The organism is Brucella thiophenivorans, from assembly GCF_002252445.1.
GTDB classification, from domain to species: domain Bacteria; phylum Pseudomonadota; class Alphaproteobacteria; order Rhizobiales; family Rhizobiaceae; genus Brucella; species Brucella thiophenivorans.
Window position 1 is genome coordinate 1 of sequence record NZ_NNRJ01000015.1, and the last position, 22,108, is coordinate 22,108.

A 22,108-nucleotide genomic window follows, 5' to 3' on the forward strand; every position below is an offset into this window, starting at 1 on the left:
GTAACTGCCCAGTTCGGTGGTTGTGATGGAAAAATCCCAAATTGCTTGCCGATTGTCGACGGTTGGAATTATACCGTTCGGCTTTATCGCCCGGATCAATCCATTCTCAACGGCGAGTGGACGTTCCCTGAAGCCAAACCCTTAAACTAAAGCATATCGGCAATATGCGGGCACCATACGGACGGATGGTTGTCCGTGCTATTTCTTGAGGAGTAGGTGAATGTTGTCGAAGATCTATAAAATGACCTGCGTCACTGCCGTAGCATTATTGTCTGGCCAAACCATCGGTTCGGCGATCGCGGAAACAGCGGCTGGACCAAAGGTGACGGATCCACACTTTCATCTCACTCCCGGCTATCTGCAACCCAATGATTTGCCCGATAGCCGTGTTTTGCTGGGACCTCCTCCGGCGGCCGGCAGTGCGGCACTTGCGCGTGATGAGGCTGCAAGAGAAGCAACACTTGCGCTGCGCGGAACAGCACGCTGGGATCTGGCGCGAAAAGTTGCAGATTTGCAATTTCCCCAGCCTGCTAAGAATTTCTCTTGCGCTATGGGTGCAGAGATCAGCGAAGAGAAGACGCCGCATCTTTATGGTTTGATGCAACGGGTGCTAACCGATGCGGGGCTATCAACCTATGGCATTAAGAATGAATATAACCGAACCCGCCCGTTCGTCGCGCATAGTGAGGGCACATGTCAACCGGATGAGGAAGACGTGCTGCGTCATGACGGTTCCTATCCATCTGGACATACAGCTGCAGGCTGGGCATGGGCACTCACTCTGGCCGAAATAAACCCAAAGCGCGCTGATAATCTGTTCAAGCGCGGATTGTCATTCGGGCAAAGCCGGGTGATCTGCGATGCGCATTGGCAAAGTGACGTCGATGCGGGACGCATTATGGGGGCTGCAACCGTTGCTAGACTGCATAGCAGCCCCGAGTTCCTCGCTGATATTCAATCTGCTCGTAAAGAGTTAGAGACCGCGAGCGCTCCATCGAACGACTGTGGTGTCGAGGAAGTGCTACTTTCGTCACAGTAGCAAAGGTTATGTCGCATTTTTTTACTTCTGCTGAGCTATAACGCCACCGCTGTAGGGTAGTTTGGTGGACAGCTAGCGAATGACAGTTGATTTCGAAGGGGCTCATGCGCGTCAAGGCTTGAACCACACCGTCTCCCCAAAAGCCAATCTTCCAACTCGCTATCGCGATGTTTGAGGAACTCGCAGCATAAATTGCACCCAGAGGTAACGCAGCATTTGATCTAATCAAAAATTTGCTACAAAACCTTTCTTCGAAACCTGTGTCACACATGTCGAGCTTCTAAAATGCCTGCAATTCGCATCCTTCCGGCTGATGACAAAACCAATGGCTGGAGCAAAATACTGCCTGTCCGCAAGCCTTGCGCGGCATTGAAAGGCTATATCAAAGCCGACTGGATCGTGCTTGGTGCGGGTTACGCGGGCGTGGCTGCGGCACGAAGGCTGGCCGAAAACCGCCCTGATGATCAGATCGCATTGATCGACGCGCAGGAGGTCGGCAAAGGCACGTCAGGACGCGCTGCCGGTTTTGCAATTGATCTGCCGCACAATGTCAGCTCGTCCATGGAGGAACTGGCCAAGTCACACAGCTATCGCGCATTGGCACGCGCAGCCATTGATCACCTCAAACAGCAGATTGATCGCTTTAACATTGACTGCGACTGGCGAAAGGACGGCAAGTTTCACGCAGCCGTTTCCGATCAGGGTGTGCGCGACGTTCTCACACCGACCATCAAAGAACTGGAACGCCTCAAAGAACCTTTCGACTACCTTGAAGGCGATCAACTTGCCAAACGGCTTGGCACGAACCATTTCAAAGCAGCAATTTTTACCTATGGCACCTCGCTGCTCAATCCCGCCGCCTTGGTGCGGGGCCTGGCCGACAGCCTACCCGACAATGTCACGCTTTATGAAAACTCTGCCGTGATCAAAATCGATTATGGCGAGCATATTCTGATCACCACCGCTAAGGGCAGTATTCAGGCCCCGGCCATGATCCTGACGGTCAACGGCTTTGGTGAGCAGTTCGGATTTTTCAGGCGCAAGCTTCTGAATTTCGCAGCCCATGCAAGCCTCAGCCGCCAGCTTGAAGAGCACGAATATAAAGCCATCGGTGCGCCTGATCCATGGGGGCTGACACCAGCCAATTCTTTTGCTGGCATCACCATGCGCCTCACCTCTGACCGGCGCATACTGGTTCGGCAGAACGTGCATTTCTGCCCGTCGCTGCGCCAGTCAGATGCGCGACGGCAAACAATCAAGCGTGAGCACAAACGGCTGTTCGATGAGCGTTTCCCGATGCTGTCGAACGTGGATATGGAACACACATGGACCGGCTTCATCTGCCTGTCACGCAATGGTGCGCCGGGCTTTGGCCAGATAGCCAAGAATGTTTACACGTCGCTTTGCCAGAACGGCGTCGGCATCACCAAAGGAACTATCGGCGGCATCCTCGCAGCCGACATGGCCTGTGACGTGGATAATCCGCTGATTGATGACATGATGAAACTCGGTGGCCCAACGACACTACCGCCCCGGCCAATCCTTGATATTGGCGTTCGCGCACGTTTTGCCTGGGAGTTATGGCGTGCACGTAGCGAAGTCTGACCCGAAATTTACCGCTCAAATGTTGTAACAGGCGCACAGATCAATGTTCTTTGGGGCTTTTCGGCGGGTTTTCAGCGATAAAGCTTGCTTATTGGCGCTTTTGAGTTGTATCGGGAAAAAGATATAGCCAGAACAATCGCAAGCAATAAAATTGCGCATGAAAAACCGGGGAATGGTTCCAAAGGCAAATGTGTTTGGAACAAACTCAAATCAAAACCGGTCGTGATTGAAGCGGGTCTTTCGGACATGAAAGGGCAAATGCCTGAATGTGCGAGAGCCAGTGAATCGATGTGCCTGAAAAGGTACATTTCATTTTCAATGACGACAAAGAACAAGGAATCTCAATGTGAGTCAGATCGCCTTCTGGGGTGCGGTCGAATTGGGCCTCGTCTTCTCTTTTGTCGCTATCGGCGTCTATCTGGCTTTCCGCGTGCTTGATTTCCCCGATCTGACCGTGGATGGCTCATTTCCACTTGGTGCGGCTGTTACCGGCGTGCTGATCCTTGCCGGCTGGAATGCATGGCTTGCAGCAGGTGTTGCGATGATCGCGGGTTCGCTTGCAGGTCTTGTGACAGCCACGCTCAATGTGCGCTTCAAAATTCTCAACCTGCTGGCATCCATTTTGACGATGATCGCGCTGTTCTCGGTCAATCTGCGCATCATGGGACGTCCGAATATTGCGCTGATCAATCAGGACACGATGCTATCGCCGTTTTTCGGGCATGGCATCCCTGAATATTATGTGCGTCCGGCCTTCCTATTCGTGCTGGTTGCAATTACCGTTTTCCTCGTCTGGCGTTTTCTGGAAAGCGATATGGGCCTTGCCATGCGTGCAACCGGCGCTAATCCGAAAATGGCCCGCGCGCAGGGCGTACGCACCGATCGCCAGATCTATCTCGGGATGGCACTCTCAAATGCGCTTGTGGCACTTGGCGGCTCGCTTTTCGCCCAGACAAACGGCTTTGCAGACGTGACATCCGGCGTTGGTACGATCGTTGTCGGTCTTGCGGCGGTGATTATCGGTGAAACATTGCTGCGCACCCGTCTTATTCTGGTCATTCTCATCGGCTGTGTGTTGGGCTCGATCATTTATCGTATCGCCATTCAGCTTGCACTTTCCAATGGAAGTATGGTTGGCCTCCAAGCCTCCGATCTTAATATCGCGACGGCGCTTCTCGTTACATTCGCACTGATATTGCCGCGTCTGCGCCGCGGAGGAGCATCCTCATGATCGAATTATCCAATCTCGAGGTCATCTTCGGTCGTGGAACCCCACTGGAAAAGCAGGTGCTCAACAAAATCAACCTGACAATGGATAAAGGTTCTTTTGTCACGGTGATTGGCTCCAATGGGGCTGGCAAGTCAACCATGCTGGGCGTTCTGGCTGGCGACGTCATCCCTACGGCTGGCAAAGTGGTGATCAGCGGGCAGGATGTCAGCCGCAAACCAACCGCTGATCGCGCCGGTCTGGTGGCTCGCGTATTTCAGGACCCGTTGGCTGGCAGCTGCGGAACACTGACGATTGAAGAAAACCTCGCACTGGCTGCATCTCGTGGAACACGCCGCGGCCTAACCCATGCGTTGAACTCCACGCGTCGGGAATGGTTCCGCGGCCGAGTGGCTGGTCTTAATCTCGGTCTTGAAAACCGTATGCACGATCGCATGGAACTGCTGTCTGGAGGACAGCGTCAGGCGCTTTCACTGATCATGGCAACTTTGGCTGGCTCAGAAGTACTGTTGCTTGATGAACATACGGCAGCGCTCGATCCGGGTATGGCCGAGTTTGTCATGGAACTGACCCGCACTCTGGTCACTGAAAACAAGCTTACAACGCTGATGGTGACACATTCCATGCGTCAAGCACTTGATTACGGCGACCGCACGATCATGCTGCATGGCGGCAAGATCCTGCTCGACGTAACCGGCGACAAGCGTAAGACCCTTGGCGTTGAAGACCTCATCGAAATGTTCCGCAAAGTACGCGGTCAGACACTTGATGACGATGCGCTATTAATAGAATAGCACTTGCAAACAACTTTGTTCCACAGCCGCCGCGCTTCAAGACCGGCGGCTGTTTTGTTTGAAAGCGAATTGCGCTAGTTAATCTTCATGGCGCAGAAAAAAGCACACGAAGTAGACCAGTTCATTGGCAAGCCGAGCAGCTCGTTTCCGGTTGTGCTTCTCTATGGCCCGGATAAGGGGTTGGTGAGCGAACGCGCACGCCGCTATGCCAAGGCCACCAAGCTGCCGCTGGACGACCCCTTCGCCGTCATCCGCATGGAAGCAGACGAGATCGATGCCGATCCCGCAAAGCTCGCCGACGAAGCACGCACGATTTCCATGTTTGGCGGCGAACGGCTGATCTGGATCAAGAATGCTGCCGGACAAAAGAAGCTGGCCGATGCCGTGAAACTTTTGGCGACTGAGCCGCCGCATGAGACATATATTCTGGTTGAAGCTGGTGATCTGAAGAAGGGGGCAAGTCTGCGCAGCGCTGTTGAAAACGCTTCTGCTGGCATGGCCCTGCCCTGCTACAGCGACGACGCGCGCGGCATAGACGGTGTGATCGACGATGTTCTGACCGAGTGGAAAATGCAGATCACCATGGACGGGCGCCAGCTGTTGCGGGCAAGCCTTGGCGGCGATCGTTTAGCCACGCGCGGCGAGCTGGAAAAGCTGTGCCTCTATGCACGCGGCAAGGAACGCATTGATATTGATGACGTGCGTGAAGCCGTTGGCGATGTAGCCGGGCTTTCGACTGATGAAGTGGTTGATGCGGTTCTGATGGGTAACCTGCCGCATTTCGAGATTACATTTGACCGGGTTGTGAAATCTGGGACTGCACCCTTTCTGGTGCTGAATACCGCCGCACGCCAGTTCCAGCAGATACAGACGCTACGTCATATTTCAGACACCGAGCGCAAAAGCGCTTCTGTCGTGGTCGCTTCTGCCCGTCCGCCTGTCTTTTTCAATCGCAAGAAGCTGATTGAAAATGCTGTTAGCCGCTGGAATGCTGAAAGTCTCACCCGCGTGATGGAACGTCTGCAACGCGCCGTGCTTGAAAGCCGTCAGAATGCGGCTCTGGCGGTGCCGATTATCCGCCAATGCCTGCTCGCAATCTCTGTGGAAGCCGTGAAACTATCGCGCAGATAGGTTAAATGTTTCAAATCTATCCAAGCTTAACTTGTGTGCTTTCCTGATATTTCCGCCATAGTGAAATAAGCCAGCCGCCAAAATAGCCCGCTGAAGCGCCTGAGACCACAGCCGTTACATACATCAGGGTGGTATGTTCTTCTGGATGGATTACATTCAGAACTGCCAGCACATATTGCGCACAGAAGAAGATCACGTTCCGTATCAGCGGCAGCGCTGTGCCTGCGCGTTCTATGCGCTTGGTTTCACGATCGACTGCCAGAATGCGCGGCCCGGTCAAAAACCCCAGCGGCGCAAACAATGCCAGTCCTCCGAACCAGGCCATCAGAAAAGAACTGAACTGGTTCGACGTGTCATCAAAGTGCAAGAAGCCAACGCCGATAAAAATGACCGGCACAAAAAGCATTCTCCAGAGCGAAACTGTTTGTGTTTCACGCCCTTTGATCCCGGTAATGATCAGATAGACCAACAATCCCCATACGTAGACAGGCGTATGAATAATGATTTGCGTCAGCAGTTCCATGAATTGCGCTCTCTCCCCGCCCCTCTGATCTGGGCACTTTGACTCTCAATCATATAGGACTTTTAGCGCTTCGATGAAAAGCCGTTAAAAGCAGGCACAGTACAAAGGTCCAGAACCCGTTCAACAGGCTGTGAGATCATCATCGCGATCTTGAGATTGTACTTCTGTTCGTCAATATTAGAGCCAACGGAATAATCGACAATTCCCTTATTCTGGTCCCTTATTCCGCATCTCAGGTCAGGCGGCCATTCTTATACAAGTCATTGGAATAAATGCATGATTGGCTGCATCCCTCCTATTCTCCTGATCATGATCGGCGCAACTCTCGGCTGGCTGATTGGCGGCGACTACGGAGCTTTCTGGGGAGGTGCGGTGGGTGCTATCATTGGTGTTATCACCATGATCATCGTCGTCTTTGCGCTCATCAAGGCACGCACAAGATAAAGAAAAAGCCGTGAAACAAATCACTGTTCCACGGCTTCAGATTTCAAACGCTCAAAAGAAACGATCAGCTCTGCAAGCGACGGCAAATCTCATCAAGCTGTTCCAACGAGCTATAGCGCACTTTCACTTCGCCACCACGTTCGCGATGATTAATTTCCACCTTCATGCCCGTGACATCGGACAGCAGCTTTTCAAGTGCCTTGGTGTCAGCGTCTTTCTCAACAGGCGCACTCTTGTTTGGCTTGGGCTCTGCACCATTGCGTGCCTGCGACAGGGCTTCAACCTGACGCACGGACAAGCCTTCCTTGACCACGCGCTCCGCCAATGCGGTCGGATCTTCCATGGTGATCAGGCTACGCGCATGACCGGCGGACAAAGCACCGTCCGAGATGAAATCCTGCACGCGCTGTGGCAGCTTCAGAAGCCGCAAAGTGTTGGCAACATGACTGCGACTTTTGCCAATGACCTGCGCGAGATCATTCTGCGTATAGTCGTGATTATCGATAAGCTGCTGATATCCCATAGCTTCTTCGACTGAATTGAGATCTGCACGCTGGACGTTTTCAACGATTGCAATTTCAAGCGCGACACGATCATCGACATCGCGGATGATGATCGGGATCGTATCCACACCGGCACGCTGCGACGCACGCCAGCGGCGCTCACCGGCAATCAGTTCAAAGCGATCGGGCTCACCCGGTGCCGGACGCACGACAATCGGCTGAACAACGCCATGTTCCTTGATCGATTGCGCCAGATCTTCCAGTTCCACTTCAGAGAACATGCGGCGCGGGTTGCGTGGATTGCGCGTTACGAATTCAATCGGAACGTTGCGCTCACTGGAAATAGGCACCTTGCGCTCTTCCGCCGGGCGATCGATTTCACCAATCAGGGCAGCCAAGCCGCGGCCAAGGCGCTTTTTTGAAGGATCATCGTTCATCGTCATCAGTTCCTGAAATTGTTACGGTGTCGAATCGGTATTGGCACCGCCAGCGCGATGCTGGCTATTTATGCAGCTTTAAGTTGCCGCTCGCGTTGAATAACTTCGGATGCAAGCTGCAAATAAGCCTGACTGCCTGCACATTTCAGATCATAAAGAATGGCAGGTTTGCCATGCGACGGCGCTTCCGACACCCGCACATTGCGCGGAATGACGGTCCGATAGACTTTTTCGCCCATAAATGCTCGAACGTCATCCACGACCTGCGAAGCAAGATTGTTACGGCTATCAAACATTGTCAGGACAATTCCCTGAATTGTCAGCTCTGAATTGATACTGGAACGAACTTGATCGACTGTCTGCAAAAGCTGACTAAGCCCTTCCAGAGCGAAAAATTCGCATTGCAAAGGCACCATAACGGAATCAGCCGCAGCCATTGCGTTTAGCGTCAGCAAGTTCAATGATGGTGGGCAATCTACGAGAATATAGGAAAACTTTTCTGCAACGACGGAATCAAAGCGCAATGCATCACGCAAGCGACGGGTTCGATCCGGTGCCTGTGCAATTTCCATCTCGATACCAAGAAGATCAAGCGTAGACGGCACGATATAGAGGTTTGGCACATCGCTTTGCATCGCTGCATCATTGGCAGAAACAGCCTGAGTCAGCACATCATAGGATGACAAAGGACGGTTCAGGCGATCAATACCCAGACCCGTGCTGGCATTGCCCTGCGGGTCGAGGTCTACAATCAGCACTGTTTCGCCAATTGCCGCCAGCGCCGTGGCAAGATTGATGGCTGTCGTTGTCTTGCCAACGCCACCTTTCTGATTTGCAATGGTTATGATCCGAGATCTTTTGCTCATTACCGTCGCCCTGCTGCTTTCTGCCATATCGATTCCGGATTAGTCTGAGATACGTCGCAAATTGCTGATCTCAAGTATCACCGAATGGTTATCGATAGCACTTTCATGTTGTACCAGATCAAAACTCCAGCCGACACGGCTTTCATCGATTTCCCTCTGGTAATCCCGACCTTTTTGAAAAAGCGCCTTGGAACCGTTGGTCAACCATGGTTCGGTAAGCTCAAAAAGTAAATTCAGCGAAGCCAGTGCACGTGCCGTAACAACCTCGGGCGCTTCAATTTGATCCCACATCGCTTCTATACGCGATGCATGAACGCGCGCAGGAACACTCACATGCCCGGCAGCTGTGCGCAGAAAGGCCGCTTTCTTACCGGCGCTTTCGACGAGATCAATAGATGCGTCTTTTCGTTCGGCCAGAAAACACGCCGTAACAATGCCCGGAAATCCACCGCCTGATCCCAAATCAAGCCAGCGTTTCGCATCGGCTGCGAGTGGAAATACCTGTGCACTATCCAGAATATGGCGATTCCAAAGATCGGCAAGTGTGGATGGCGAGGCCAGATTTATCGCTGTCGACCACTTGCGAAACAATTCTTCAAAAGCAATCAACTTATCCACTGTTTCACGTGAAACAGTCGGAACAATCTTTTGAATACTCTTGTAGCGAGGATCCGCAATCATGCTGCGCCCTGTTCCGCTGTAAGATTAGCGGCGGCGCGCTCCCTTGCACCATGCTTTTTAATATGTGTAATAAGCAGAGCGAGCGCTGCAGGTGTGATGCCTTCGACGCGTTGCGCTTCGGCAATCGTCTCCGGCTTGCGCTGCTTAAGCTTAGCTTTAAGCTCATTCGACAGTCCAGAAATACCGTCAAAATCCAGCGAAGCCGGAATAAACAGACGCTCTTCACGTTCCATCACAGCAATATCACTTTGCTGGCGATCCATATAGACCGAATACTGCGCTTCGATTTCCAAAGCTTCGCGCGTCAAAGCATCAATGCTATGCAACTCAGGCCAGATCGTTTGCAGTTTAGCCAGATCGATGTTCGGGTAAGACAGAAGATCATAAGCCGAACGACGTACCCCATCCTGATTGAGATGAAGTTCGTGGTGACTCGCCTGATTTGGTGTAATAGACAATTCCTTAGTCTTCTCACGTGCCGCCGATAGCGCATCCTGACGATCTGCAAATTTTTCGCGGCGATCAGCACCCAAAATTCCGAGCTGATCAGCAAGCGGCGTCAGACGCTGATCGGCGTTATCAGCTCGCAGAGACAAGCGGAACTCTGCCCGCGATGTAAACATGCGATAAGGTTCACTAACCCCACGCGATGTCAGATCATCAACCATAACGCCGATATAGGCTTCTGTGCGCTGTATAATAACCGGCTCGTTGCCCCCTGCTCGCTTAGCAGCATTCAATCCAGCAAGCAAACCTTGAGCAGCCGCTTCTTCATAACCGGTCGTCCCATTGATCTGCCCGGCCAGGAAAAGACCCGTTACCCGACGTGTTTCAAGACTGCGCTTTAACTCTCGCGGATCAATAAAGTCATATTCAATCGCGTAACCAGGCTGCAGCATAATTGCCTTCTCAAGCCCAGGGATTGTCTTGAGATAAGCGAGCTGAACCTCTTCCGGCAAAGAAGTCGAAATACCATTCGGATAGACGGTGTGATCGTCCAGTCCTTCTGGTTCCAAGAAAATCTGGTGGCCATCACGATCACCAAACTTCACAATCTTGTCTTCGACGGACGGACAGTAACGGGGACCCACCCCTTCAATCGAACCTGAATACATCGCGGACCGATGGAGATTGGCGCGAATGATAGCGTGGGTTTCTGGGGTTGTGCGCGTAATACCACAATCGATCTGCGGTGTGGTGATCTTATCCGTCATTAATGAGAACGGAACTGGGTCCTCGTCTGCCGACTGCATATCAAGACTCTGCCAGTCAATGGTACGACCATCTAGACGCGGTGGTGTGCCTGTCTTCAAACGACCAACCGCAAAACCAATGCTGCGCAATGTATCGGAAAGGCCAAGAGCCGGTTTCTCACCCATGCGGCCTGCGGGAATTTTCTTCTCACCGATGTGAATAAGGCCGTTTAGAAAGGTACCCGTGGTCAACACCACAGCTGCACAGGCCAGCTCGCGCCCATCGCCAAGAACAACGCCCGTGATGAGGCCGTCAGTCACGCGAATATCCGATGCGCCACCTTCAACGACCGTTAGGTTTTTCTGTGCGGAAATCAGCTCTTGCATAGCAAGTCTGTAAAGCTTTCGATCAGCCTGAGTTCTCGGCCCGCGAACCGCTGGACCCTTACGCCGATTGAGCAGACGGAACTGGATCCCGGCCCTATCAGCGACCCGCCCCATCAACCCATCGAGCGCGTCGATTTCGCGAACAAGATGGCCTTTGCCCAAACCACCGATCGCAGGATTGCAGGACATAACGCCAATCGTATCAAAACGATGGGTGACGAGTGCCGTGCGAGCGCCCGCGCGTGCGGAGGCCGCTGCAGCTTCGCAGCCCGCATGTCCACCGCCAATGACAATAACGTCGAAGGCTGGCACTTCGGTAGAACTTGTAGTGCTCATCCAGATGCATCCGAATCCAAATTAGAAAGTAGTCTCTTTGACATGATTAGGCTTTTAACGAAAGGGCTAACCCGCCATAGCCGCGATCAACTCTTTGATAAACCTGAAATGAAACTCGACTCATGGATAAAGATGGGAGTCAACAAGCCAGTGAAGATTCCACAGATGTTTCACGTGAAACATTTCTTGCGGTCATCCGGCTATAGCAGCTGTTTCACGTGAATCACTCACTTGCCAATGCAGAACTGCGAGAAAATAACGTCGAGAATTTCTTCAACGTCCACATCTCCAGTGATGCGTCCGAGATATTGAGAAGCCCGGCGCATATTCTCAGCACGCAACTCCAATGGAAGGTCTTCGCGTTCAGCGGCGGTTTCAATTTCAGTGATCGTTGATTGAAGAAGATTAATGTGCCTTTGACGTGTGGGCACTGCATCATTGATAAGGCCGATCCGTTCTTCGGCGAATATCTGTAAGGCATTTAACAATTCGTCTAGCCCATCAGCGGTCTTGGTCGAGATACGATATTGCCAATTTACAGCATTAGTTGGGCTAAGATCAGCTTTGGTGCCAATGCTCCAAATGCCAGCAGCGCTTTTATCAAGAGATACCGGAATTGGGTTCTGCATATCTTCGAGCAGTAGAACCAGATCCGCTTCAGCAGCACGTTCGCGCGCGCGTTCAATACCAATGCGCTCGACTTTGCTTTCCGTCTCCCTCAATCCAGCCGTGTCTGTCACATAGACCGGGATACCGCCTAGATTGAGTTTAACCTCAAGCAAATCGCGCGTTGTGCCTGCCTCCTCTGAGATGATTGCTATTTCGCGGCCAGCGAGAAAATTAAGCAAGCTGGATTTGCCAGCATTGGGCGCTCCAGCAATCACAACATGCAAACCATCCCGGAGCATCGCGGCACGTTTGCCGCTTTCGATATGGCGGCTGATCTCGGTGCGTAAGGATTTAAGTTGTTCCCACACTTGGCCTGATACAGAACCGGGAACGTCGCTCTCATCGGCGAAATCGAGCTCCGCCTCAATGAGAGCGCGCGCACGAATAAGCCTTTGACGCCAATCGGTATAAAGTTGGCGTTGCGAACCGGATGCCACCTGCAATGCAAGGCGACGCTGACCTTCCGTTTCCGCGGCAATCAGATCGGCCAGACCTTCGGCAATGGTCAGGTCCATTTTACCATTGGTGAAAGCACGACGGGTAAATTCCCCGGCTTCTGCAAGTCGGCAATTTGGCAAAGTGCCGAGTTCTTCCAGTAGCTTTTCAACCACTGCTATACCGCCGTGAAGATGAAATTCAGCGCAATCTTCGCCTGTAAAACTGTTTGGTCCGGGGAAGAAAATTGCCAGCCCGCGATCAATCGCATCGCCATTTCGCGCACAAAATGTTTTATAAGCGGCGAAGCGCGGTTTTAACGGTTTTCCAATAATCGTTTCGATTACGAATCGAACTCGCGGTCCGGATATACGAACCACTGCAACGCCAGACGGAAGCCGTCCGCTCGACAATGCAAAAATCGAATCCTGAAGATGTTGCCGCTCGCTCATTTGATTTCCCGTTCTATATAGATAATCACGTGATATTCATTCGTGGCAGGAAAGAAAAGGCTTATGACAGATATCAGCAGCAACCGGCTTGGGCGCGAGCCAAGCGCCTATCTGCGTCAGCATGCCGATAATCCCGTTCATTGGCAGCCATGGGGTGAGGATGCACTACAAGCCGCGCAAGAAATGAACCGCCCTATCCTGCTGTCGATCGGATATTCCGCCTGCCACTGGTGTCATGTCATGGCGCATGAGTCTTTCGAAGATGCGCAGGTGGCGGAGTTAATGAATACACTCTTCGTCAATGTAAAGGTTGATCGAGAAGAACGGCCCGATATTGATCAAATCTATATGGCGGCTTTAAGCGCAATGGGTCAACAGGGTGGCTGGCCACTAACCATGTTCCTTCGACCAGATGGAAAGCCTTTTTGGGGTGGAACGTATTTTCCGCCACAAGCACGGCATAACCTGCCCGGTTTTACCGATGTTCTGAAGGCCGTAAATAATCTCTGGCAAGGAAATCAAGATAAAATTAACCATAATACGGACGCCGTATTTAGTCATCTTGAAGCAAAGCTCGGCGCACAAAGCGAAGCATGTGCAAACGAGGTTACACGCTTTAGCGATATTGCCGACCGAATTTATACAATGTTTGATCCCATTCGTGGCGGTATAGATGGGGTTCAAAAATTTCCCAACGCGCCATTCATGGATGCTTTGTGGCTCTCATGGCTTTATAATCAGGAAACAAATCACCGCGATGCTTTTGTTTTGTCGCTGAAAACCATGCTACAAGGCGGCATCTATGATCATCTCGGCGGCGGGCTTTGCCGCTATAGTGTTGATGCAAACTGGCTCGTGCCGCATTTTGAAAAGATGCTTTACGACAATGCTCAGCTCATTCGACATGCGACTTACGCTTATGCTGAAACGCAGGATGAATTGTTTCGTATCCGAATCGAAGAAATTATCGGTTGGCTGCTACGCGAAATGAGGCTACCTGATGGCAGTTTCGCATCCAGCCTTGATGCGGATAGTGAAGGCGAAGAAGGCAAATTCTATATCTTCACAGATACGGAAATTGAAACTGTACTGGGCAAAGAGGCCAAAAGATTTAATGAATTTTATGGGATAAAATCTGGTGGAAACTTTGAAGGCAAGACTATTCTCAACCGGCTTCATGCGGTTGATGAAACACCGGTGTTACCAGATGAGATTAAAGCCGCGAAAGAAAAACTTCTGAACTATCGCAACACGCGTGTTCGCCCGGGTCGTGACGAAAAGGCACTAACAGACTGGAACGCGTTTACAATCCGTGCACTGGCAGAAGCAGGGCGCAGCTTCGACAGGTCTGACTGGATCGAATATGCAATCATTGCCTATCGTTCGATAGGTTCATCTTTTCAAAATAGTCGGATGGCGCATTGCCGCATGGAAGAGGTGTTGCTGTACCCTGCCCTTTCATCTGACTACGCTTCTATGATGAATGCAGCATTGTCACTTTATGAAGCAACGGGAGACAAGACCTTTGTCCGGGATGCGATTGCGCTCAAAGACGCACTTGACGCGGCCAACAAAGACGCATCCGGCAATTACCGGTTTTCAGCGCTCAATGCCCAGGATGTCATTCTTCATGCCTATGGTGATTATGATGAGGCAATTCCAAGTGCGACCAGCCAGATCATCGAAGCCCTCACGCGCCTTTTTCTCGCAACAGGCGATCTGCATCTTTATTCTCAAAATGAACGACTGGTCGAACAGGCCATGGGACGCGCTCTGGTTCAGCAGTACGGTCAGATCGGTATATTGAATTCGAGCCGCTTTGCAGCCGAACCACTGTCTCTGGTCATTACAGATGAAGGTGCTGATGGAGCGCTTGTTTCAGTGGCACGACGAACACCTGATCCACGTAGACTGGATAAGTTTGTACAATTTGAAGCGGGTAAAACGATAGAGCTCCCAACAGGTGGTATAGCCCACGCAGAAAACCCCACTGCGTGGCTTTGTAAGGGCCAAGTCTGCCTTCCGCCGGTTGAGACCAAAGCAGCGCTCGAAATCCTTCTCAGAGGCCATTCCTGACTGTTTCACAGATCTACAAATAAAAACGCCGCGCCGAATTCTCAATGCGGCGTTTTCTAAACTGAACAATTGATCGTCTAGGTATTCATTGAATCGAAGAAATCGCCATTGCTCTTCGTCTGCTTGAGCTTGTCGATCAGGAATTCGATCGCATCGGTGGTTCCCATTGGAGCCAGAATACGACGCAGAACGAAAATCTTCTGAAGATCGGCGCGTGGAACAAGCAGGTCTTCCTTACGCGTGCCGGATTTGAGAATGTCCATCGCAGGGAAGATACGCTTATCAGCAACCTTACGATCGAGAACGATTTCCGAGTTACCAGTGCCCTTGAACTCTTCAAAGATCACTTCGTCCATACGCGAACCGGTGTCGATCAGCGCGGTTGCGATGATGGTGAGCGAGCCACCTTCTTCGATATTACGCGCGGCACCAAAGAAGCGCTTTGGACGCTGCAAGGCGTTCGCATCCACACCACCGGTCAGAACTTTACCTGACGATGGCACAACGGTGTTGTAAGCGCGGCCAAGACGGGTGATGGAATCAAGCAGGATCACGACGTCACGGCCATGTTCGACAAGACGTTTGGCCTTTTCGATAACCATTTCAGCAACCTGAACGTGGCGCGTTGCTGGCTCATCAAAGGTCGAAGAAACAACTTCACCCTTCACCGAGCGCTGCATGTCGGTGACTTCTTCCGGGCGTTCATCGATGAGGAGAACGATCAAATAGCATTCAGGATGATTTGCTGTGATCGAATGCGCGATGTTCTGCAACAGAACCGTTTTACCAGTACGCGGCGGAGCAACGATCAGACCACGCTGGCCTTTGCCGAGCGGTGCAACCAAATCGATAACGCGCGAAGAGAGATCCTTCGTTGTCGGAACTTCGAGTTCCATCTTGAAGCGCTCATTTGGATAGAGCGGCGTCAGATTGTCGAAGTGGACCTTGTGTTTGATTTTTTCAGGGTCGTCAAAATTGATCGTGTTGACCTTGAGAAGTGCGAAATAACGCTCGCCTTCTTTCGGACCACGGATCGGGCCTTCAACCGTGTCGCCGGTCTTCAGCGAGAAGCGACGCAATTGGGAAGGCGAAATATAAATATCATCCGGGCCGGGCAGATAATTGGCGTCGGCAGAGCGCAAGAAGCCAAATCCATCTTGCAAAACTTCCACAACGCCCTCGCCGATAATTTCGACGTCCTGAGCAGCGAGGCTTTTGAGGATCGCGAACATCAGTTCCTGCTTGCGCATTGCGCTCGCATTTTCGACCTCAAGCGTATCAGCAAATGCCAGCAGCTCGACCGGAGTTTTATTTTTAAGTTCTTGTAGTTTCATTTCCTGCATGGGTGAGGAACTCTTTTGAAATATAAGGAGAAAAATGCAGTTGTTCGGAAAGGTGGGTCACTTGGATCGTGACCGGCATCGAAGGCCTGCTGTCATGGTGGGAAGAGGACTCACTCATACCTTTTTGCGGTATGAAGAGCAAGTCTCAGATAAGGATTAACGATAGTTTCTTCAATAGGAAAAAAGTTGAAGCCCGGAAAAACAACAGAATTTCCGGGCTTCTTTAAAAAATCATTCGCAATTAGAATGGCTTCACGATCACCAGAATAACAATCAGGATCATCAAAACGGTTGGAACTTCGTTAACGATTCGCCAATGTTTGGCTGATTTCGTGTTCTTATCCTGCGCGAAAAGACGTGTAGCCTTCGACAAATAGCCGTGGACACCGGACATCAGCACCACCAGCAAAATCTTTGCGTGCAACCATCCGCCTTTGAACTCAAAGATTTCCCATGCGAGCCAGAGACCGGCAATCCACGTTACAATCATAGCGGGATTGATAATAAAACGCAGCAACCTGCGCTCCATGATTTTGAAAGTTTCTGACGTTTCAGAGCCAGGCATCGCAGCACTATGATAGACAAAAAGCCTTGGCAGATAGAGCATTCCTGCCATCCAGGCGATCACAGCAATAATGTGGATCGACTTGATCCAAAGATAAGCATCAGTTGGATTCACGTGAAACAATCCCCATAGACCCAGCGCCAAAATCACCAGAGCGACAACTGTACGGATCAGAGCAGCCTTGCCGCTGTTTGTTTTATCGGAAGCGTTCATCAGTAGCCTCCCCTGACCCGATTGATCATTCGTTCAACATTTTCAATGGGTGTTTGCGGAGTAATTCCATGGCCCAGATTAAAGATCAGCGGTCCGTGGCCGAGATTTTTAAGGATCGCATCCACACCTTCATCAAGCGCTTCGCCCCCAGCCACCACACGCAGCGGATCAAGATTTCCCTGCACAGGACCTTCATTTTGCAATTCACGGGCAAAGGACATTGGCACAGACCAATCAAGGCCCAAAACATCAACACCGGTCTTTTCGCGATAACCTGCGTAAAGCATCCCAGCGGCTTTTGGGAAACCGATGATGCGTGCTTCAGGATAAACAGCCCTTACCTTCTGAACGATACGGGCAACCGGACGCACACAGAAACGTTCAAAGCAATCTTCATCCAGAACGCCTGACCATGAATCGAAAATCTGCACAGCATCTGCGCCTGCATCAAGCTGTTCGATAAGATATTCGGCCGAAACATCCGCCAGATCATTCAAAAGCTTTTCAAATGCATCCGGGTGGCGATAAGCAAACAGACGTGCGGGAGCCTGATCCGGAGTGCCATGACCAGCGATCATATAGGTCGCAACGGTCCAGGGAGCGCCACAGAAGCCCAGCAGGGTAGTTTCGTCAGGCAGCTGCGCCCGCAACAGACGAACTGTCTCATAGACCGGCTCAAGCCTTTTGGCGACACCTTCTGTTTCAAGCCATAATATCTCATCTGCATCAATCGGGGTCATTAAAGGCCCCCTGCCTTCTTCAAAGCGCAAGTCTCGTCCAAGGGCGTGAGGGACAACCAGAATATCTGAAAATAAAATGGCTGCATCAAAGCCATAACGGCGGATTGGCTGAAGCGTTACTTCGACTGCCAGATCGGGTGAATAGCAAAGGTCGAGAAAGCTTCCTGCCTGTTTGCGCACTTCCCGATATTCGGGAAGGTGACGTCCGGCTTGCCGCATCATCCAGATTGGTGGTGGGAAAACAGCCTCACCGTCCATGACTTTCAAGACCTTGCGTTTCATTTCACTCCACCTTGTTGATCTTAGCCGATCTTATTTTTGGTTTTCCTGGTTTATGGTCGAGAGTTTTCCCCTGCGGTTTCCATAAAGAAAGGATGAATCTTGAATCTTTTGATTCTTAGAGTCTGTTGGAATCGGGGATTAAGCTTTGTCCGTCTTTTCCCCACAGTTGCGTTCCAACCATCTCAGCCTGTGCGAACATTCACTGATCATCTTGTCAAAAGCAATGAAAACTCAAATTTTTGATTGAATCTAAGGAGTTACCAATTGCCGCACTTTGGGGTTGTTTGTGGAAAAGCTGGGTATATCAGCTGGCTTTCAAAATGTTGCGAGTCTTGTCCACAAGTGTTCTCTTAAACTCCCCACATGTGCACTCGCTGTGGATGACTTGCCAAGTTTTCCACGACCTGCCATGGCTTGTGGATGGAGCCTGTTGTTTACGCACAGTCGTCAACAGGGGTGGGAGAAAACTGTGACCAGACCGCTTTCTTACTTTCATCTTCACCTGATTTCTGATGCGACGGGAGAGACTCTCCTGGCCGCAGGACGCGCTGCGGCGGCGCAATATGCCAATGCGCGGGCTATTGAGCACATCTATCCGCTCATTCGTACCGAGAAACAATTGCGTAAGGTTGTGGAGAATATCGATGCCGAGCCGGGCATCGTTCTTTACACAATTGTCGATCAGAAACTCGCAGCCATCATTGATGAAGCCTGCGCAGAAATGGGTGTTCCGAGCGTGTCGGTGCTGGAGCCCGTACTCAATACGTTTCAATCCTATCTCGGAGCGCCCGCGCATCGCCGTGCCAGTGCGCAACATGTCTTGAATGCCGATTATTTTCGCCGCATTGATGCGCTCAATTTTACCATGGAGCATGATGATGGCCAATTGCCGCTCGATATAGAAGAGGCAGACCTTATTCTGGTGGGAATTTCCCGCACTTCCAAGACACCAACCAGTATCTATCTGGCCAATCGTGGCATCAAGGCGACCAATGTGCCAATCGTGTTGGGCATCCCTCTGCCCGAGGTGCTTTTTACCGCAAAGCGTCCGATGATTATCGGGCTTGTGGCCACAGCTGAACGCATTTCGCAGATCAGGCAGAACCGTCCGCTTGGCACAGCGCCTTCCCTTGATACCGGACTTTATACAGACCGCGTTTCAATTTCCGAAGAACTGGCCTATGCCCGCAATCTCTGTAACCGCCACGGCTGGCCGCTGATTGATGTGTCGCGCCGCTCAATAGAGGAAACAGCAGCAGCCATTCAGTCGCTGCTGCGTGATGGCAAGAAGGAAGATCAGTCATGACCGCAAAACTTATTCTCGCCTCTAAAAGCCCGTTTCGGTCCGCACTTTTGAAAAATGCCGGCATCGAATTTTCGACTGCAAGCGCTGACATTGATGAGCGCGCAGTCGAAGCACCGCTTTATAAGACGGGTGCTGTGCCTGAAGAAGTGGCGCAGGTTCTGGCCGAAGCCAAAGCCTTATCGGTCAGCGAAAATAACCCCGATGCTGTGGTGATCGGCTGCGATCAGACGCTTTCGCTTGGGGATCAGATTTTCCACAAGCCTGTTGATATGGAAGCGGCACGCCGCCAGTTGCTGCAATTTTCCGGCAAGACGCATCAGCTGAATAGCGGTGTTGTGCTGGTCAAAAATGGTAAAACCCTGTGGCGGCATGTTTCAGTCGCGCGCATGACGATGCGTGATCTCGATCCGGGTTTTATCGGACGCTATCTTGGCCGCGTTGGTGATATTGCACTTTCCAGCGTCGGCGCTTATCAGGTCGAAGGTCCGGGCATTCAGCTTTTTGAGAAAATCGAAGGCGATTATTTCACCATCGTCGGGTTGCCGCTGCTGCCGCTTCTTCATGAACTCAGGAAAGAAAATCTGATCGATGGCTAATAAGGCTTTTGTCACCGGATTTCCGATTAAACATTCGCGCTCGCCGCTTATTCACAGCTTCTGGCTCAATGAATTTGGCATTGACGGTTCTTATGAAGCTATTGAAGTGGCACCCGAAAATTTCGGTGAATTTGCTGCCTCGCTTGCGGAAAATGGCTTTGCTGGCGGCAATGTTACGATCCCGCATAAGGAAGTGGCTTTTGAGAGCGTGGAAAGCCGCGATAGCGCAGCCGAAGCCATTGGCGCGGTCAACACGCTCTGGTTCGAGAATGGAAAGCTCTGCGGCGGCAATACGGATGCTTATGGCTTTGCCGCTAATCTTGATGCACTGGCTACAGGCTGGGACAACGCCGACACCGCGCTGGTTTTGGGCGCAGGTGGCGCAGGACGTGCGATTGTGCACGCTTTGCAAACACGTGGCTTCTCTCGCATTTTGATCGTCAACCGCACGCTGAGCCGCGCGCAAGAACTGGCAAGCCATTTCGGCGCAGGGGTTTCAGCGTATGGATGGGATGCGGCACAGGCTTTAGTCAAAGATGCCGGTCTGATCGTCAATACGACTTCGCTTGGTATGAGCGGACATGGCGAGGTGGAAGAGTTTCCGCTTGATCTAAGCCAGGCGCAAAAATCAGCCGTTGCGACCGATATTGTCTATATTCCGCTCAAGACGCCGTTTTTGACAAAGGCTGAAAGCGTTGGTCTCAAAACGGTCGATGGGCTTGGCATGTTGTTGCATCAGGCCGTTCCGGGATTTGAACGCTGGTTTGGCAAAAGACCGCAAGTGACAGAGGCGCTGCGTGAGCATATTCTGGATGATATGAAAAAGGCTGGCGCTTTATGATCATCCTCGGACTGACTGGCTCCATCGGCATGGGAAAAACCACTGCGGCAAACATGTTTGCAGACGCTGGCGTGCCGGTCTATAGCGCCGATGATGCCGTGCATCGCTTATATGCGGGCCGCGCGGCACCTCTGATTGAAGCTGCCTTCCCCGGAACTGTTTCGGACGGGACGGTTGATCGGACAAAATTATCAGGAGCGGTTCTTGGCAAGCCGGAAGCGCTCAAAAAGCTTGAATCGATCATTCATCCACTCGTGCATGAAGAAGAAGCGAGCTTTCTTGACCAAGCGCGTGCGGATGGTGCCGATATTGCCCTGATCGATATTCCGCTGCTGTTTGAAACAAGCGCCGAAAGTCGTGTGGACAAGGTAGCCGTCGTTTCGGCCCCTGCTGACATTCAGCGTGAGCGTGTTTTGTCGCGCCCCGGCATGAGCGAAGAAAAACTTGAAGCCATTCTTGCGCGACAGATGCCGGATGCTGAAAAGCGTGCGCGGGCTGATTTCATCATCGATTCATCGGGCAGTTTTGAACAAACGCGCCTACAGATTGAATCTATCATTGCTGAATTGCGTGGATAGCTTGCCATTCAGCCCTGAGAGCAGGCTCGGCTGTGTTATAAGGCAAATCAGATCGGTATCCTTAACCCATAGTTTTAACGCGCATCTTATTCGAAAACCGCTTCGCACTTTTCGGGACGCGCTTTGAAAGGTTTTTCCATGCGTGAGATCGTTTTCGATACGGAAACCACTGGCCTTGAGCGGCTGGAGGATCGCGTCATAGAAATCGGTGGCGTGGAAATGATCAATCGTTTTCCCACTGGCAAAACTTTCCACAAATTCATCAATCCGCAGGGACGCAAAGTGCATCCCGATGCATTGGCCGTTCACGGCATCACCGATGAGCAATTGCTCAAAGAGCCGAGCTTTGCGGAAATCGTTGACGAATTTCTGGATTTTTTCGATGGTGCGCAACTTGTCGCGCATAATGCCATGTTCGACCTTGGCTTTATCAACGCGGAACTGGATCGTCTTGGTAAGCCGGGAATTGCGGTTGATCGTATCGTCGATACACTGGCGCTCGCGCGCCGCAGAAATCCGATGGGTCCGAACTCGCTCGATGCGCTGTGCAAACGCTATGGCATTGATAATTCGCACCGCACATTGCACGGCGCTCTGCTCGATTCTGAAATTCTGGCGGAAGTTTATATCGAACTCATCGGCGGTAAGCAGACCGCACTTGGCTTAAGCAGCTCTGGAAATTCCGGTAACACTAACGGTTCGGATAATAATAGCGGTATCGTGCTGCGTCAGCGTCCAGTTCCGCTTGCATCACGTATTTCCGACAAAGAGCGCGCGGCACATGATGCGCTTGTGGCCAAAATAGGTGATAAGGCCATCTGGAAGAAATATGTAAACTGATTTTA

The 22,108-nt window shown here is 51.6% G+C and carries 21 protein-coding genes; 12 read left to right on the top strand and 9 right to left on the bottom strand.

What is annotated here, in order from left to right; translation table 11 throughout:
- Positions 1-220 precede the first annotated feature (220 nt).
- From CEV31_RS04970 to holA, 5 genes are all read left to right on the top strand, one after another.
- Entirely contained in the window at positions 221-1,039 is an 819-nt protein-coding gene (locus CEV31_RS04970; protein WP_235818036.1) for an acid phosphatase, read from the top strand.
- Between the two features lie 285 nt (positions 1,040-1,324).
- Positions 1,325-2,644: an NAD(P)/FAD-dependent oxidoreductase gene (locus tag CEV31_RS04975; protein ID WP_094505824.1), complete on the top strand. Its 1,320-nt coding sequence runs from the start codon at positions 1,325-1,327 to the stop codon at positions 2,642-2,644.
- Between the two features lie 346 nt (positions 2,645-2,990).
- Positions 2,991-3,875 carry an ABC transporter permease gene (locus CEV31_RS04980; protein WP_094505826.1) on the top strand — a complete coding sequence of 295 codons (885 nt, stop codon included), beginning with the start codon at positions 2,991-2,993 and terminating at the stop codon, positions 3,873-3,875.
- Positions 3,872-4,666, top strand: a complete 795-nt coding sequence (locus CEV31_RS04985; RefSeq protein WP_094505828.1) for an ABC transporter ATP-binding protein — start codon at positions 3,872-3,874, stop codon at positions 4,664-4,666. The genes CEV31_RS04980 and CEV31_RS04985 overlap by 4 nt, the downstream gene beginning before the upstream one ends.
- A gap of 87 nt (positions 4,667-4,753) precedes the next feature.
- Positions 4,754-5,797: a DNA polymerase III subunit delta gene (gene holA / locus CEV31_RS04990; RefSeq protein ID WP_094505830.1), complete on the top strand. Its 1,044-nt coding sequence runs from the start codon at positions 4,754-4,756 to the stop codon at positions 5,795-5,797.
- A 16-nt stretch (positions 5,798-5,813) separates the two neighbouring features.
- Here the strand turns inward: holA and CEV31_RS04995 are convergent, their stop codons facing one another.
- A complete protein-coding gene (locus CEV31_RS04995; protein WP_094505832.1) occupies positions 5,814-6,320 on the bottom strand; it encodes a DUF6622 family protein in 507 nt (168 codons plus the stop codon).
- A gap of 276 nt (positions 6,321-6,596) precedes the next feature.
- Here CEV31_RS04995 and CEV31_RS21050 point away from each other — a divergent pair, with 276 nt between their 5' ends.
- A complete protein-coding gene (locus CEV31_RS21050) occupies positions 6,597-6,764 on the top strand; it encodes a hypothetical protein (RefSeq protein WP_169717310.1) in 168 nt (55 codons plus the stop codon).
- Positions 6,765-6,828: 64 nt separating this feature from the next.
- On the opposite strand, the gene CEV31_RS05000 is transcribed toward CEV31_RS21050, so the two are convergent.
- The 5 genes from CEV31_RS05000 to mnmE all read right to left on the bottom strand — a co-directional run bounded on the left by CEV31_RS05000 (position 6,829) and on the right by mnmE (position 12,723).
- Complete coding sequence (locus tag CEV31_RS05000; protein ID WP_094505834.1) at positions 6,829-7,704, bottom strand: ParB/RepB/Spo0J family partition protein; 876 nt, start codon at positions 7,702-7,704, stop codon at positions 6,829-6,831.
- A 68-nt stretch (positions 7,705-7,772) separates the two neighbouring features.
- Positions 7,773-8,570 carry a ParA family protein gene (locus tag CEV31_RS05005; RefSeq protein ID WP_094506508.1) on the bottom strand — a complete coding sequence of 266 codons (798 nt, stop codon included), beginning with the start codon at positions 8,568-8,570 and terminating at the stop codon, positions 7,773-7,775.
- A 39-nt stretch (positions 8,571-8,609) separates the two neighbouring features.
- Positions 8,610-9,251, bottom strand: a complete 642-nt coding sequence (gene rsmG / locus CEV31_RS05010) for a 16S rRNA (guanine(527)-N(7))-methyltransferase RsmG (RefSeq protein ID WP_094505836.1) — start codon at positions 9,249-9,251, stop codon at positions 8,610-8,612.
- Positions 9,248-11,167, bottom strand: coding sequence for a tRNA uridine-5-carboxymethylaminomethyl(34) synthesis enzyme MnmG (gene mnmG, locus CEV31_RS05015; RefSeq protein WP_094505839.1), 1,920 nt, complete (start codon positions 11,165-11,167; stop codon positions 9,248-9,250). The genes rsmG and mnmG overlap by 4 nt, the downstream gene beginning before the upstream one ends.
- A 227-nt stretch (positions 11,168-11,394) precedes the next feature.
- A complete protein-coding gene (mnmE, locus tag CEV31_RS05020) occupies positions 11,395-12,723 on the bottom strand; it encodes a tRNA uridine-5-carboxymethylaminomethyl(34) synthesis GTPase MnmE (RefSeq protein ID WP_094505840.1) in 1,329 nt (442 codons plus the stop codon).
- A gap of 63 nt (positions 12,724-12,786) precedes the next feature.
- Here mnmE and CEV31_RS05025 point away from each other — a divergent pair, with 63 nt between their 5' ends.
- On the top strand, positions 12,787-14,799 hold the full coding sequence (locus tag CEV31_RS05025; RefSeq protein WP_094505841.1) for a thioredoxin domain-containing protein: 2,013 nt from the start codon (positions 12,787-12,789) through the stop codon (positions 14,797-14,799).
- A gap of 77 nt (positions 14,800-14,876) precedes the next feature.
- Here the strand turns inward: CEV31_RS05025 and rho are convergent, their stop codons facing one another.
- The 3 genes from rho to hemE form a co-directional block, all read right to left on the bottom strand.
- Positions 14,877-16,142 (bottom strand): transcription termination factor Rho, encoded by a 1,266-nt coding sequence (gene rho / locus CEV31_RS05030; RefSeq protein ID WP_094505845.1) that lies wholly within the window; start codon positions 16,140-16,142, stop codon positions 14,877-14,879.
- 241 nt (positions 16,143-16,383) lie between these two features.
- Positions 16,384-16,920 carry a protoporphyrinogen oxidase HemJ gene (hemJ, locus tag CEV31_RS05035; RefSeq protein ID WP_094505847.1) on the bottom strand — a complete coding sequence of 179 codons (537 nt, stop codon included), beginning with the start codon at positions 16,918-16,920 and terminating at the stop codon, positions 16,384-16,386.
- A complete protein-coding gene (gene hemE / locus CEV31_RS05040) occupies positions 16,920-17,942 on the bottom strand; it encodes a uroporphyrinogen decarboxylase (RefSeq protein WP_094505849.1) in 1,023 nt (340 codons plus the stop codon). Before hemE ends, hemJ begins: the two co-directional genes overlap by 1 nt.
- Positions 17,943-18,411: 469 nt before the next feature.
- On the opposite strand from hemE, the gene CEV31_RS05045 reads away from it, so the two are divergent.
- The 5 genes from CEV31_RS05045 to dnaQ all read left to right on the top strand — a co-directional run bounded on the left by CEV31_RS05045 (position 18,412) and on the right by dnaQ (position 22,103).
- The gene (locus CEV31_RS05045) at positions 18,412-19,248 is read left to right on the top strand and encodes a pyruvate, water dikinase regulatory protein (protein WP_094506509.1); all 837 of its coding nucleotides are present in this window, start codon (positions 18,412-18,414) and stop codon (positions 19,246-19,248) included.
- Entirely contained in the window at positions 19,245-19,844 is a 600-nt protein-coding gene (locus CEV31_RS05050) for a Maf-like protein (protein WP_094505851.1), read from the top strand. The genes CEV31_RS05045 and CEV31_RS05050 overlap by 4 nt, the downstream gene beginning before the upstream one ends.
- A complete protein-coding gene (locus tag CEV31_RS05055; protein ID WP_094505852.1) occupies positions 19,837-20,685 on the top strand; it encodes a shikimate dehydrogenase in 849 nt (282 codons plus the stop codon). Before CEV31_RS05050 ends, CEV31_RS05055 begins: the two co-directional genes overlap by 8 nt.
- Positions 20,682-21,263 carry a dephospho-CoA kinase gene (gene coaE, locus CEV31_RS05060; RefSeq protein WP_094505854.1) on the top strand — a complete coding sequence of 194 codons (582 nt, stop codon included), beginning with the start codon at positions 20,682-20,684 and terminating at the stop codon, positions 21,261-21,263. The genes CEV31_RS05055 and coaE overlap by 4 nt, the downstream gene beginning before the upstream one ends.
- Before the next feature lie 138 nt (positions 21,264-21,401).
- Positions 21,402-22,103: a DNA polymerase III subunit epsilon gene (dnaQ, locus tag CEV31_RS05065; RefSeq protein WP_094505855.1), complete on the top strand. Its 702-nt coding sequence runs from the start codon at positions 21,402-21,404 to the stop codon at positions 22,101-22,103.
- Positions 22,104-22,108 lie beyond the last annotated feature (5 nt).